The organism is Colwellia sp. PAMC 20917 (assembly GCF_001767295.1).
Classification (GTDB): Bacteria; Pseudomonadota; Gammaproteobacteria; order Enterobacterales; family Alteromonadaceae; genus Colwellia_A.
Genome location: NZ_CP014944.1, coordinates 4,368,273 through 4,382,716, shown reverse-complemented (window position 1 = coordinate 4,382,716; position 14,444 = coordinate 4,368,273). Strand labels below are relative to the sequence as shown.

The window sequence follows — 14,444 nt, the reverse complement described above, 5'->3', positions numbered from 1 at the left end:
CTAAGTTATTGTGGTAAAACAGCTAATTTCATTGAATAAAGTCTAGATGCCTTTGAAAATATTCACCTAAAAAAGGCACTGAATATTTTTCACCTAATATTGCATAATAGATAGCCATCAACCAGATAACAAATACAAAAATACTGACTGCCCAGCCAATAAGAGGAATAAAAGACAAAAGCGTAAAAGTTAACACTAGGCCTAAAGATTGTTTTAAATGAAAAGTAGAAAAACTTGACCGATTACCACTATATAGCAGTATCGCAATACACCAACCAATAACGGTAAAGTAACTGATCACCGCGGCAAACTTTGCCATGTCGAAATTCGATTTACTCGGTATATGAAAATGTCCCATAGCCAAATACTCAAATGAAGTCATACATTAAGGTTAGTTAAAAAAATTCCTTTCAACAAACATATAAACGATTAACTTTTATTAGTTTGCCTTAAATAAACACTTTCCATAAAAATATTTGATGCTTTCCTCATCATTATTGACCCTAATCAACAAAGACTTACCCCAAGTTGTGACATGCTAATTCATTGTACCGCCTTAGATAGACACTTTGCTGACAAAGTTAAATATATCTACTGACTACCACTTACACAAACAGGATATTGGGCGTAGCTAATGGACATAGATTTTGACGAAATCACCTATTTAAAAAATCCAGGTTCTCTTTTACTAAAAGCCGATTATATACAGTTTTTAATGACATTGACTGGGCCTACAGTGATTGATATTACCGGCAGTGTTCAAGGTAAATGTCGGGTATTTACCACACTATTGCATGGCAATGAACCTTCTGGGTTAATTGCCATGCATCGTTGGTTAACGGCTAATGAGCAACTCCCTGTGCCAACAACCAATGTCCGCTTTATTATTTGTTCGGTTGAGGCCGCTAATATTTCGCCGCTATTTAGTCGGCGTTACCTTGATGGCGGTAAAGACATTAATCGCTGTTTTTCTGGTGATAAAATTCCAGATTGTGGCTTTTGTCAGCGAGCTTTACTGATAGAGAAAGCTATAAAAGAGGTGAATCCAGAACTTCTCGTTGACTTGCATAATTGTGCTGGGTCTGGACCTGCTTTTGCTGTAGCACCGATGATAACGCCAGAAGTATTATCAATAACGTCTTATTTTTGCCAGACCCTTATATTGTCGGGTTTGCAATTGGGAACATTAATGGAACGAAAGTTTGATTGCCCAATGATCACGGTAAAATGTGGCGGTAGTAAGGACGAACAGTCCCATCATGTTGCTTACCAAGGTTTAAAACAGCTTACCTTAAATAAACAAGCTAAAACCTTTCAACAAAATAGAGCGGTTGATATTATTTATCGACCATTACGCTTGGAGTTAAAACCACACACCCCTTTAACTTATGGCGATCACGATGAGGGCTTTAGTGGTGTTTGTATAAAATCAAATATTGAACAACTTAACTATGGTATTTCTCGAAAAGATCAAATGTTAGGCTGGGTTGATGACAAAGGACTTGATAATTTTGTTCTCATTGACGAACATGGAAATAATGTTATTGATGGCCATTTTAGCTGTCGTAAAAACATTTTAAGCTGTGCCGTTGATTTACGCATTTTTATGGCAACTGAAAATAAAAACATCGCTTTAAATGATTGTTTATTTTACGTGATAAAAGTTTAGTCAACGCCCCTAAGATTAAAGGGTAAGGTTTTTTCGGAGCTGGATAATAAAAACAGTGCCCTAGTGAACTACTCAGCACTAAAGTATCGAGTTTTCTCGACGGTGCTGATAAGTAGGGCTAAATAGCTCCAAAAGTGATGATGCTCTTTTTGACAGGGACTAACCTAGTGCTAACCAAAACCCTACCCCGGCCATAAGTGTTCCTGCTATTCGATTCATAAGTTTGACGTTATCGCCCTTCGAGAGAAAAATTCTCAGCGTTTTACCACCACTTGCATATAACATCATACAAGTAAATTCTGAAACCATGATCACACCAACTAAAACCATTAACTGAGGAGTTATTGCCAATTGAGTATTAATAAACGGTGGTAGAAGTGAAACCATAAAAGCCCACCCTTTAGGATTTGAAATAGCGGTGAACAAACCTTGATTAAATAAGGTAAGTCGACCTATATTCACAGGCTCTTGGGCACTGCTTAGCGACATTCGCCCCTTTGATAACCACATTTGAACACCAACATAAACCAAATAGGCTCCGCCGATATATTTTACTACAGCAAAGACATCAGGATATTTAAGCATGACTGAAGCAACACCAACAACCGCTGCAATAGCGACAGCAGCAACACCAATCAGTTCTCCAAGCATCATCCACAAGGTTCTTTTTACACCAATACTCATACCAAGTGTCAGGGCTAATGTCATACACATTCCAGGGGTAATACTGACAAAGAAGAATGTTGGTATAAATATAACTAAAGTGGTGTAATCAATCATCAAGGTAATTATCTAAGTAAAATTTGCCGTAGCTTATCAGAAGATATAATTGAACTAAAAGCGACTCGACTGAAAATCGATAAAAAAGCTTGTTTGTTGTTTATCATTATTCGCTGATTTTTTTTCTACTGTTAACCATATCCGCCAAATCATATTATCTTCAGAGCAGCTACCTAACATTGTTTCTGCAACAAAATAATTTTGCTCAGTGGTGATGTCTTCAGAAAAGAACAAGGGTATTTTACCCATAAACATTGTTTTTCCTTCCATGTAGCCAACGACACTATATGAATCTTCAGCGGAAAAATTATCATTAAGCAAATGATCTTTTTTAAGTTCAACCCGTATATTAAAAGGGTGTTCTGTTAGCACTTTCCCGACATTAAACTTAACTAAAACCCTGCCAAAATTGGTATTAGCTTCACAGATGCTTTGCGAAGTTAAACACTGAAATGGCAAACTCACTTGTTGAGATTTTTCTTGGGCGTCACAGCTGACAATGCTGACTAAAAAAAAAGCGATAAATAGCCTTCTATAATTTAAATTTTTAATAGGACAGTCTCTCTTTGATGCTTTATGTACATTAATCGTACTGAGCTTTAAAATATTATTGATCTACAACAAATTTCACTGCATATTCTAATGACTTTTCGATGCAAAATTATTACTATATACGTGAGATTTTTTATTGCTAGATGAAATTTATATTTTCAATTGTAACTTATCATTTGCGCTTAGTTTTTTAATCATAAAAAATCGTTTTACGTTAACAATTATAACTGCGGAAACCATAACATGTCTCAAAGTAATGCGTCATCAGTAGACTACAATTTTGATGTTGTACGTCAATTTACTGTCATGACAGTAATATGGGGAATTGTCGGTACCCTTGTTGGTGTTCTAATTGCAGCTCAATTAATTTGGCCTGCGTTGAATTTCGAAACACCTTGGTTAACCTACTCCCGTCTTCGTCCACTTCACACTAATGCAGTTATTTTTGCATTTGGTACGAGTGCCTTATTTGCTACCTCTTATTATGTGGTTCAAAGAACCTGTAAAACAACATTATTTGGCGGCAAACTTGCTTCATTTACCTTTTGGGGCTGGCAAGCAGTTATTGTGCTCGCTGTTATCACGCTTCCTATGGGTTATACCTCAAGTAAAGAATATGCTGAATTAGAATGGCCCGTTGACATTTTAATTGCCATTGTATGGATAAGTTATGCCATCGTTTTCTTTGGGACACTCGTTAAACGTAAAACCTCGCATATTTATGTTGCTAACTGGTTCTTTGGTGGTTTTATACTAACTGTTGCGGTATTACACATTGGTAATTCAATGGTAATACCTGTGTCTATGATGAAGTCTTACTCTATCTACTCAGGCGCTATCGATGCGATGATGCAGTGGTGGTATGGACATAACGCCGTTGGCTTCCTATTAACTGCTGGTTTTCTAGGTATGATGTATTACTTCGTACCCAAACAAGCTGAACGTCCGGTTTATTCTTATCGTTTATCTATTGTGCATTTTTGGGCATTAGTTTCTTTATACATTTGGGCTGGTCCACATCACTTGCATTACACTGCACTGCCAGATTGGGCTCAGTCTGTTGGTATGGTAATGTCTATCGTATTATTCTTGCCTTCTTGGGGTGGAATGATTAACGGTATTATGACGCTTTCTGGCGCATGGCATAAACTTCGCCATGACCCGATTCTTCGCTTCTTAATTGTTTCATTGTCTTTCTACGGTATGTCTACCTTTGAAGGTCCTATGATGGCAATTAAATCTGTAAATGCACTTTCTCATTACACTGACTGGACCATTGGTCATGTACATTCTGGTGCTTTAGGCTGGGTTGCTATGGTGTCAATTGGTGCTATGTACCATTTAATTCCAGTGCTGTTTAATCAAGGTCGCATGTACAGTATCAAATTGATCAACGTGCATTTCTGGTTACACACAACCGGTATTGTTTTATATATAGTTGCTATGTGGATTTCAGGTGTCATGCAAGGGTTAATGTGGAGAGCGGTTAACACCGATGGTACGTTAACTTACAGTTTTGTTGAAAGTTTAACTGCATCATACCCATTCTACTTTATCCGTTTCGTTGGTGGTGTATTAGTTGTGGCTGGTTTCTTATTGATGGCTTACAACATGTTCAAAACTATCTATGCTAAAGACGAAAGTCTTAAGCCCGTTGCCATAGATTAGGAGGCTGACGATGAAAAATAAACATGAAAAATTTGAAACAAATGTTGGTTTGTTTGCTATTTTTACTATTCTCGCGATAAGTATTGGCGGCTTAGTTGAAATAACACCGTTGTTTTTTCAAAAAGCAACGACAACACCTGTTGACAACCTCAGACCTTATACCGCTTTAGAAATGGAAGGTCGTGATATTTATATCCGTGAGGGTTGTAATGTATGTCATAGCCAAATGATACGTCCTTTTCGCGCTGAAACCGAGCGATACGGGCACTATTCAGTTGCTGGTGAAGGCGTATGGGAACATCCATTCTTGTGGGGTTCTAAACGCACAGGTCCTGACTTAGCTCGTGTTGGTGGTCGTTATAGTGACGATTGGCATCGTGCGCATTTACTTGACCCTCGTTCAGTGGTTCCAGAGTCGAACATGCCTTCGTTTAGCTGGTTAGCTGAAAACAAGTTGGATGGCGAATTAACCGAGAAGAAATTAGCTACTTTTAATTTCTTAACGCGCAATCGCAGCCATAAAGATGAACAAGGTAATCGTATCCCGTTATATTCAGCTGCAGATTTAGCCGGTGCTAAAGACGCGGTTAAAGATAAAACGGAAATGGAAGCTCTTATTGCTTATTTGCAATCTCTCGGTCATGCGTTGAAATAATGATGATAGATTATGGCACCCTCAGAGGGTTAATAGCTTTATTAATATTGGCACTATTTATTATTATTGTGGTTTGGTCTTATTCTAAAAAGCGTAAAAGTGCTTTTGATGAAGCTGCAAACTCTATCTTCGAAGAAGATAAAGAAAAGACTGAGCTTAATGACGTGAATGGCAAACAGGAGACTAATAAAAATGTCTAGCTTCTGGAATATATGGGTTTGGGTTTTAACCCTAGGAACTTTAGTCGGTTGTTTTATACTACTTCGCTATTGTTTAAAGAACTTTGCAGGTGTTCCCGAGGGTGAGTCAATGGGACACACTTTCGATGGCATCGAAGAATTGAATAATCCACTGCCACAATGGTGGAGTACATTCTTCTTGTTAACTATTATCTGGGCTTTTGGTTATTTAGCACTCTATGGTTTAGGTAATTGGACTGGATTTATTGGTTGGAAAAGTTCTAACCAAGGAATTTTGAATCTTGCTGAATCTAAAGCGCAGATAATCGCCGCAAAAGAAAATGGTTTTTTAGTACAGTATGACCGTGAAATTGAAGCTGCAGATTTAAAATATGGTCCAATTTTTGATGCCTATGCTGCACGCACCATTGAAGACTTAGCCACTGATGAAGAAGCGTTAAAAGTAGGTCAACGCCTATATTTACAAAATTGTTCTCAGTGTCATGGTTCAAATGCAAGTGGTACTACCGGCTTCCCTAACCTAACCGATAAAGACTGGTTATACGGCGGAGACCCACAATCGATTAAGCATACACTTCTATATGGTCGTAATGCTAACGGTATGATCGCTTGGGGCTCAGCATTAGGTGATCAAGGCGTTAAAGATGTTGCCGCCTATGTACTGAGTTTAAGTGGTCGTGAAGTTGACGTTGCCAGTGCTGCTGCCGGTAAAGAAAAGTTCGCTCTGTGCGCAAGTTGTCATGGTGCTGACGGTAAAGGTAGTTTAGCTATGGGTATTGCTCTAGGAGCCCCTAACTTAACTGACAACATCTGGTTGTATGGCGGCTCGCCACGTGCCGTTGAGTCATCTATTAAAAATGGTCGAGCTGGTGTAATGCCTGCATGGAAAGATATTTTAGGTGAACAAAAAATACATCTTGTTAGTGCATATGTGTATAGTTTATCGCAAAAATAACTGCGTTTAATTAGTCTCAATATAAAAGCCTTGCGGTATTATTACCGCAAGGCTTTTTTATATCTTCCAAGCCAAGAATAGTGAGTAAATTGTTGGTTTTTTAATAGTTCCCAATAAAAAAAAGTCGTATAATATGCGTACTTTCATCGACTGAATTTTTAATATGAAAACATCTTGGTATAAAGAGCCTTGGGCTTGGTTCGTTTTTATTCTCCCCGCTACCGCGGTTGTTGCTGGTATTTCGACTTACTTTATTGCTAACCATAATCCCGATCCATTAGTTGTTGGTGATTACTATAAAAAAGGTAAAGCAATTAACCTTGAAGTCTCTAAAGTAAAGCTTGCCCAAAAGTTAGGGATGCGCTTTGCATTAAAACTGCAAGATAACGAATTAATTATCAAACCTACCGGTATTGATAAAGTATTCCCAGTGTTAAATCTTAATTTCTATCACCCGACCCTTGCTGAAAGAGATTTCTATTTAGCACTCACGTCTGACGGTAATGGCTATTTTAGGCATGTCTTTGATGAACCAGTAAAGGGAAAATGGCGTTTAACCATAACGCCTTTTGAGAATCACTGGAAAATTCAAAATACTATTTTCTTACCTCAAAGTGAATTTATCGATATTATTCCTAATGTTAGAGAAGCTAACTAAGCGCCAATAGTCTCTATTAGCTTAGGTGTTAATTAACTTCACCTAAGCAACACCTCTATAAAAAACCACTACTTTGCTTGGCCTCAACATATGAAAACACTTTGTTATCACTGCAGTGAAATTGTTCCTAATGGGTTAGATTTATCAATAAAAATTGAGAAAACCATGCAGCCGATGTGCTGTATTGGATGTCAAAGTGTTGCTCAAGCGATTATTGATAACGGTTTAGGTGAATATTATCGTTTTAGAACAGCTCCCGCACAAAAAGGTGAGCCACTGATTCCTGAACAGTTGCAACGTAACAAGTTACTTGATGATGACAGCCTACAAAGTGAATTTACTTATAAGAATGATGATTATAACGAGGCAATTTTAACGATTGACGGTATAAGCTGTGCGGCATGTGCTTGGCTTATCGAAATGCAACTTATCAAGATAAACGGCTTAATTAAAATTAACGTAAATGCCACGACACAACGTGCAACTGTTCGATGGAATAATAGTGAAGTACAACTCAGTGAGCTTATTAATCATATCAGCAATATTGGTTACCAAGCCCTCCCGTTTAAAGCGAGTACCGCCGAGCAACTTAACAAAACCCAAAGTAATAATTATATTAAACGCCTAGGTATCTCTGGTATTTTAATGATGCAAGTCATGATGATCGCTTTTGGCTTATACTTTGGCGCCTTTTCAGGCATGGATGAGTACAACTTAATCTATTTACGCTATGCAAGCTTATTCTTGACCTTACCTATTGTCACCTATGGCGCATTACCCTTCTACAAGGGAGCTATTAATGCTTTAAAAGTGAAGCGTTTATCGATGGATGTTCCTGTTGCTATAGCGATTTCACTGGCATTTTCAGCTAGTGCTTGGGCAACAGTCACTCAGCAAGGTGAAGTCTATTTTGAATCAGTATCAATGTTCACTTTTTTACTCCTTATTGGTAAATTTTTAGAATTTAGAGCAAGAAGTCGCGCCGCGGAAGTTTCGGCTAACTTGCTTAAGTTAATGCCGATGATAGCGACAAAACTCATTGATGATAAAGGAACAGAAAAAGAAGTCATACTGCCAGCAAAAAAACTTCGTCCTCTCGATATTGTACTCATAAAACCAGGCGAAGTGGTTCCCGCTGATGGCACAATAATTACAGGCAGCAGCCAACTAAACGAAGCGATGTTGTCGGGTGAGCAGTTACCCTTAAATAAATCAATAGGCGATACTGTCTTTGCAGGCACTATAAACGGTGACGGTAATATCAACGTTGAAGTTAAACAAGCCAGTGAACATTCTTTTTTAAGCCAACTGATCAGATTAAGTGAATCATCTCAGGCGCATAAACCAAAATTAGCAAAATTATCCGATAAAATCGCTCAATATTTTGTTGCGGTTATTTTGCTAACCGCCATAGGTACTGCATTTTATTGGCAACAACATTTACCTGAAGAAGCTTTTTGGATCACCTTATCGGTACTCGTTGCTACCTGCCCTTGCGCCTTGTCACTGGCAACCCCCACAGCCTTAACCTGTGCGACCACACGCTTAAACCGCGAAGGCATCATGATAAAATCTGCACATGTTATGGAAACTTTACCGAAATTAACCACTATTGCCTTTGATAAAACAGGTACCTTAACTTCTGGTGATTTTTCTATTAATGAAATAAAGCGCTTTAATAATGAAAAGCTTAATTATAGCGAGCAACAGGTTTTAGCTATAGCAGCAGCGCTTGAGTCTTATTCTGAGCATCCTTTAGCCAAACCGTTTAAAACATTTCGTGATTACTCCTACCATACTCAAGCCGTTGAAATTAAATCAGGTGCTGGTATTCAGGGGAAAGTGAACGGTCAATACTTTCAAATTGGTAAACCTAATTGGTTGCTGAGCGAATCAACTATGTTGGCAGAATTTGCCACGGCTTCTTGCCTATTAATAGCAGACAACCAATTAGTCGCTGCTTTTTACTTAAGCGATGAAATTCGCAATGATGCCCAAGCGCTGTTAGATGACTTAAAGAAAAGTAATATTTATACCATTATGCTATCGGGTGATAACCCTGCTGGCTGTGAAAAAGTTCAGGCATTGTTACATTTAGACGAGATACATAGTACTTTGACTGCGGCTAATAAGATGGCGATAATAAAAAATCAGCCTAAAAAATCAACCGTAGCTATGGTCGGCGATGGTGTCAATGATACCCCTGTATTTGGCGCAGCTCATGTCTCGATTGCTATGGGTAGTGGCACAGATATAGCTAAAAGCGGTGCCGATGTTATCTTACTCAATAATCGTTTAAAGTCGATAACAACATTAAGACAGGTCGCCAATAAAACTCGTCGCATTATTTGGCAAAATTATTTTTGGGCATTCGGTTATAATGCTATCGTATTGCCGCTTGCTGTCTCAGGCTACATTACCCCCTATATGGCGGTTATAGGTATGTCTGCGAGTTCGATATTGGTTATCACTAACTCATTACGTTTATTGAAAAAGTAAACGAAAACTTCTACTAGAGCATAAAGACCATGAGCATTATTTATATTTTGATCCCCATAGCGATAATACTAACCTCTATCGCTATTTATTTGTTTTTCTGGGCAGTAAAGACTGAGCAGTTTGATGATTTAGAGAAACAAGGGATGAGTATCTTGTTTGATGAAGATGAAAATATTGCCACAAAAAAGACCACTGAAACCCATAGCGAAAATACAGCTAAAAATGATACGGGTAGTAAATAATAACCATGTTGAGTATTGATTATTTATCGGCATTCATCATCGGCTTGTTAGGTTCGGGGCATTGTATCGGTATGTGTGGTGGCATAACAACGATGTTAACATCTGCTATATCGCCGCAACAACAAGGCAGCGATAAACTTAAGCTGGTCGGTGCATATAATGTTGGCCGAATTTTTTCTTATAGCTTAATTGGAGCAATCGTTGGATTTAGTAGTTCTATTGCCATCAAAAACATTGGCGTTCCATTAGGGTTTTTTCGGTTATTTGCAGCGGTATTTTTAATTTTATTAGGCTTGTATTTAGGCCAATGGTTAATGTGGTTATCAAAAGTTGAAAAAATAGGTAAGTTCCTTTGGCGCTATCTATCTCCGTTAAGTAAAAAGTTTATTCCCATTAATAATGCTAAACAAGCGCTAGCATTAGGAGCAATTTGGGGATGGTTACCCTGTGGTTTAGTCTACTCAACATTAACTTGGTCCTTAGCCAGTGGAAGTGCCCTTAGTGGCGCTCTAATCATGACCAGTTTTGGTTTAGGTACTTTACCAGCCTTGTTAAGTCTTTCACTTGGCTCTTTTGGTATAAAGTCGTTGTTAACAAACATGAAATTCAAGAAAATAATGGCGCTAATGATAATTTCATATGGAATATACAGTTTAATGTTTGCATATCAGCAATTGTTTTAATATGATCTAAAAATTAGGGATAACTCATTTAGGTTAATATGTATAAAAAGCCATGTTCTACATCTCAGCATATCCATTGTCAAAATTGTAGTATCAGCGAGCTGTGTTTACCTTTCTCTTTAAATGATAAAGAACTTGATACACTAGACAGCATTATTGACCGTAAACGCCCTATTCATAAAGGCGAACAAATTTTCCAAGATGGCGATAAAATGCAAGCTTTATACGCTATTCGCTCTGGAACATTCAAAACATTTACGGTGAATGAACAAGGTGAAGAACAAATTACCGGTTTTCATTTAGCGGGTGATTTATTAGGTTTTGATGCGATTGCTGAGTCAGAGCACCCTAGTTTTGCAAAAGCCTTAGAAACATCTATGGTCTGTGAGATACCTTACAATACTTTAGATTCATTATCGAATACGATGCCTAAGCTAAAAAAACAAATTCTTCGCATGATGAGTTCTGAGATCCGCGCCGATCAAGAAATGTTAACGTTACTTAACCGCAAAAATGCTGAACAACGCTTAGCGACTTTTATTTCAACCTTAGCGAGTCGCTATCATGCACGCGGTATGTCACTGACAGATTTCCGCCTAACGATGACGCGCAGTGATATTGGTAATTATATTGGTTTAACGGTTGAAACCATCAGTAGATTGTTAAATCGTTTCCAAAAAAATGAATTAATCACAGTAGATGGAAAGCTCATCACAATACTTGATATGGTTAAACTTAACGAGTGTGCTTCGCTGTAGTTTATCGCTTTTTTAAATAATTATAGATAAATGCTTAACATTAAAGATGTTAAGCATTTTTTTTATTGAAATATTATGATTTAAAGCAAATAATATCTATTAATTATGGTCTATTATTAATATTATTTAATAACTAGGGAGTAAATATTATGGATAAGTATAAAAAAATATTAGCCGTTATTGATCCAACCACTGAAAATCAAAAAGCATTGAAACGTGCGATTGAATTAGCACGACATAGTGGCGGACAGATCACTGCATTTTTAACTATTTATGATTTATCTTATGAAATGACCACCATGCTTTCTGGCGAAGAGCGAGAAGCAATGCGTCAATCGGTTATTAATGATCGTAAACTATGGTTAGACGAAAAGATTGCAGAAACTGATCACGAAGACATAACCATAGATACCTGTATTATTTGGCATAATCGTCCATTTGAAAAGATCATCAAAAAAGTACTGACTGAAAACTTCGATATTGTCATCAAAGGCACCCATCAACATGACAAGCTAAAGTCGGTTATTTTTACGCCAACAGATTGGCATATCTTAAGGAAATGTCCCTGCCCAGTATTACTGGTGAAAGACCATAGCTGGCCAAGCAATGGTAATTTACTTACCGCACTCAATATCGGTAGCGATGATGATGAGCACAAAGCGCTTAATAATAAGTTAACCCAAGAATCAATAGTGTTTTCTTCTCTGATTAAAGCCAATGTCCATTTAGTGAATTCTTATCCGGGTACGCCAGTAAATATTGCCATTGAAATTCCAGAGTTTAACGCCTCTGAATATAACGACACTATGTTTAATCATCACAAAAGTGCGATGAAAGACCATGCTAATAGCTTTAATATTCCGCTCAAAAACACCCATGTTAAAGAAGGTTTACCTGAAGATGTTATTCAAAGTATTTCTAAGCACATTGATGCTGAATTAGTCGTGTTAGGCACTATTGGTCGAACAGGGATTTCAGCGGCACTTATTGGTAATACGGCAGAGCATGTCATTGACCGCCTTAACTGTGATGTTTTAGCGATAAAACCTGATGGTTACCTCTCTCCACTAGCTTAATATTCAAATATGTAAATATCCATTAAAAAGCCGAGGATTTTCTTGGCTTTTTGCTATACTACGCGCCGTAAAATTCATATTTTTTATTTTAAATATCTCTAGGGAACACTATGAGCGCTCAATCAGCGACACCAATAACATCTTTAACACCCAGCCAAAAAATACAGCTGAGTAAACTTGAGAAGCGCTTAAGACGACATGTTGGCCAAGCTATCGCGCAATATAATATGATAGAAGATGGCGATAAAATAATGGTGTGCTTATCGGGTGGAAAAGACAGTTACGCCCTACTGGCTATTTTAATGTTGTTAAAAGAATCAGCGCCCATTCATTTTGATATTGTTGCCGTTAATCTTGATCAAAAACAACCCGGTTTTCCTGAGCATATCCTTCCCCAATACTTAGAAGCTTTAGGTGTTGAATATAAAATTGCGCAAGAAGATACCTACTCCATTGTTAAAGATAAAATACCTGAGGGGAAAACCACCTGCAGTTTATGCTCTCGTTTACGCAGAGCTATTTTGTATAAGGTCGCTGCAGAAATAGGCGCAACTAAAATTGCACTAGGCCATCATCGTGATGATATGGTTGAAACACTGATGCTAAATATGTTTTATGGCGGTAAATTAAAATCGATGCCAGCAAAATTGGTCTCTGATAATGGTGAGCATGTCGTTATTCGACCGTTAGCTTTTTGTAAAGAAGCAGAACTCATCCAATATGCACAACTAAAAGCGTTCCCAATTATTCCATGTAATTTATGTGGCTCTCAACCTAATTTACAACGCCAAAACATTAAGAAAATGCTACAGGACTGGAATGTTAATCATCCTGGACGAATTGAATCTATGTTTACTGCTATTCGCAATGTGGTTCCATCACATTTGTGTGACAGTGAACTTTTTGATTTTAAAGGGATTAACGCTGACTCAGGCATTATCAATGGTGGCGATATCGCTTTTGATGATGAACCTATTATTGCCGCTCAATTAACAAACAACGTCAATGTTGAAGAGAATTCAATAGCCAAAACGTCACTAAGTAACAGTTTGAATATTATAGAAATAAAGTAATATCTACCTGAATTAACAGCAAGTATCTAAGCGATAACAACACCAGTCAAAAGGTATTAATGTTATCGCTCGTCATCATTATCTAATGCGTAATAGAATAAGCCGCGCCTAAATAACCTTAGGCTTTGGCTTTGACAATATTTTATCAAAATACACTTTATTATGGCGGATCATTTCTGTTATTTCTAAGACATAATCAGTGCCTCTAATAGAATAACGCAGCAATCCTGTTGCTAATATTTGTGGCGATAGTGGTTGTTCTTGAGCGCGCAATTGCCCTCTAATTGAACGAAAAACACCATAAGCATGATTGGTATTAATATTGTGTAAATAACGCTGTACCGCATGCTCTAAACTATTAAATGCTGCTACTTCATGTTTAGCACCGTCATCTCTTCCTCTTGGCACCATGCCACAACCTTTTTTATAGCACCACATACCAAAAAAGTTCAAACCCACTCGAGCAAAACGAGAAGTGCCCCAAGCTGATTCATTGGCTGCCTGCACTAATACTAATTCAGCAGGTACAATATCAATACGCAACAATAGTTCATTAAGCTGCTGTAGCGGTGAGTGTTTTTGATTAACTTTATATTTCTTAATTAATCGCTCAAGTAAAGCTTGTTGATCTGTTAAAAGATTTTCCTCGAGGAAAAGTGTTTCTATCATCAAGGAGACTTCTGCCCTTAACATAAGAATATTGCTATTCTCTTGCGCTATTGCTGGATAAATATAACGGAAAAACTGACGTTTTTTTGTTTTAACATCGCTTATAGAAGCAAAGTTCGGGATCTTAACGTTATGAAGCGGTTGCTCAACCACTTTTACTTTTGCCTTGACCACAGGAGCGATAACAACGTTTTTTACTTCCGGCGTGGGAAGAACAAATGTTGGCGCTAAAAAAGTGAAGGGCGCAATAAGCGCGAGAAAAAATACACTTATTAACACAGTTCTCATCAAATATTGAATAATCATA

At 37.6% G+C, this 14,444-nt stretch carries 16 protein-coding genes; 12 read left to right on the top strand and 4 right to left on the bottom strand.

The window, feature by feature from the left end; all coding sequences use genetic code 11:
• Positions 1–28: 28 nt before the first annotated feature.
• Positions 29–382 carry a hypothetical protein gene (locus A3Q34_RS18705; RefSeq protein WP_083278092.1) on the bottom strand — a complete coding sequence of 118 codons (354 nt, stop codon included), beginning with the start codon at positions 380–382 and terminating at the stop codon, positions 29–31.
• A 252-nt stretch (positions 383–634) separates the two neighbouring features.
• Here A3Q34_RS18705 and A3Q34_RS18700 point away from each other — a divergent pair, with 252 nt between their 5' ends.
• On the top strand, positions 635–1,669 hold the full coding sequence (locus A3Q34_RS18700) for a succinylglutamate desuccinylase/aspartoacylase domain-containing protein (RefSeq protein WP_070376716.1): 1,035 nt from the start codon (positions 635–637) through the stop codon (positions 1,667–1,669).
• Positions 1,670–1,828: 159 nt separating this feature from the next.
• Here A3Q34_RS18700 and A3Q34_RS18695 read toward each other — a convergent pair whose 3' ends face one another.
• Both A3Q34_RS18695 and A3Q34_RS18690 read right to left on the bottom strand, forming a co-directional pair.
• The gene (locus tag A3Q34_RS18695; RefSeq protein WP_070376715.1) at positions 1,829–2,449 is read right to left on the bottom strand and encodes a LysE family translocator; all 621 of its coding nucleotides are present in this window, start codon (positions 2,447–2,449) and stop codon (positions 1,829–1,831) included.
• A 54-nt stretch (positions 2,450–2,503) separates the two neighbouring features.
• A complete protein-coding gene (locus A3Q34_RS18690) occupies positions 2,504–2,821 on the bottom strand; it encodes a hypothetical protein (protein WP_157471055.1) in 318 nt (105 codons plus the stop codon).
• Between the two features lie 423 nt (positions 2,822–3,244).
• Between A3Q34_RS18690 and ccoN the strand changes: the two genes are divergently transcribed.
• The 11 genes from ccoN to ttcA all read left to right on the top strand — a co-directional run bounded on the left by ccoN (position 3,245) and on the right by ttcA (position 13,468).
• Positions 3,245–4,669 (top strand): cytochrome-c oxidase, cbb3-type subunit I, encoded by a 1,425-nt coding sequence (gene ccoN, locus A3Q34_RS18685; protein WP_070376713.1) that lies wholly within the window; start codon positions 3,245–3,247, stop codon positions 4,667–4,669.
• Positions 4,670–4,679: 10 nt separating this feature from the next.
• On the top strand, positions 4,680–5,324 hold the full coding sequence (ccoO, locus tag A3Q34_RS18680) for a cytochrome-c oxidase, cbb3-type subunit II (protein ID WP_070376712.1): 645 nt from the start codon (positions 4,680–4,682) through the stop codon (positions 5,322–5,324).
• 5 nt (positions 5,325–5,329) lie between these two features.
• Positions 5,330–5,524: a cbb3-type cytochrome oxidase subunit 3 gene (locus tag A3Q34_RS18675; protein WP_070377255.1), complete on the top strand. Its 195-nt coding sequence runs from the start codon at positions 5,330–5,332 to the stop codon at positions 5,522–5,524.
• Positions 5,517–6,479: a cytochrome-c oxidase, cbb3-type subunit III gene (gene ccoP, locus A3Q34_RS18670; protein WP_070376711.1), complete on the top strand. Its 963-nt coding sequence runs from the start codon at positions 5,517–5,519 to the stop codon at positions 6,477–6,479. Before A3Q34_RS18675 ends, ccoP begins: the two co-directional genes overlap by 8 nt.
• Positions 6,480–6,642: 163 nt before the next feature.
• Entirely contained in the window at positions 6,643–7,137 is a 495-nt protein-coding gene (locus tag A3Q34_RS18665) for a FixH family protein (RefSeq protein ID WP_070376710.1), read from the top strand.
• Positions 7,138–7,227: 90 nt separating this feature from the next.
• A complete protein-coding gene (locus tag A3Q34_RS18660; protein ID WP_070376709.1) occupies positions 7,228–9,636 on the top strand; it encodes a heavy metal translocating P-type ATPase in 2,409 nt (802 codons plus the stop codon).
• 29 nt (positions 9,637–9,665) lie between these two features.
• Positions 9,666–9,878, top strand: coding sequence for a cbb3-type cytochrome oxidase assembly protein CcoS (gene ccoS, locus A3Q34_RS18655; RefSeq protein WP_070376708.1), 213 nt, complete (start codon positions 9,666–9,668; stop codon positions 9,876–9,878).
• Positions 9,879–9,883: 5 nt separating this feature from the next.
• Positions 9,884–10,561, top strand: coding sequence for a sulfite exporter TauE/SafE family protein (locus A3Q34_RS18650; protein WP_231907390.1), 678 nt, complete (start codon positions 9,884–9,886; stop codon positions 10,559–10,561).
• A gap of 38 nt (positions 10,562–10,599) precedes the next feature.
• Entirely contained in the window at positions 10,600–11,319 is a 720-nt protein-coding gene (gene fnr / locus A3Q34_RS18645; RefSeq protein ID WP_070376707.1) for a fumarate/nitrate reduction transcriptional regulator Fnr, read from the top strand.
• A 149-nt stretch (positions 11,320–11,468) separates the two neighbouring features.
• The gene (gene uspE / locus A3Q34_RS18640; protein ID WP_070376706.1) at positions 11,469–12,395 is read left to right on the top strand and encodes a universal stress protein UspE; all 927 of its coding nucleotides are present in this window, start codon (positions 11,469–11,471) and stop codon (positions 12,393–12,395) included.
• A 110-nt stretch (positions 12,396–12,505) separates the two neighbouring features.
• Positions 12,506–13,468, top strand: coding sequence for a tRNA 2-thiocytidine(32) synthetase TtcA (ttcA, locus tag A3Q34_RS18635; RefSeq protein WP_070376705.1), 963 nt, complete (start codon positions 12,506–12,508; stop codon positions 13,466–13,468).
• Between the two features lie 108 nt (positions 13,469–13,576).
• On the opposite strand, the gene A3Q34_RS18630 is transcribed toward ttcA, so the two are convergent.
• On the bottom strand, positions 13,577–14,425 hold the full coding sequence (locus tag A3Q34_RS18630) for a glucosaminidase domain-containing protein (RefSeq protein ID WP_231907488.1): 849 nt from the start codon (positions 14,423–14,425) through the stop codon (positions 13,577–13,579).
• Between the last annotated feature and the right edge of the window lie 19 nt (positions 14,426–14,444).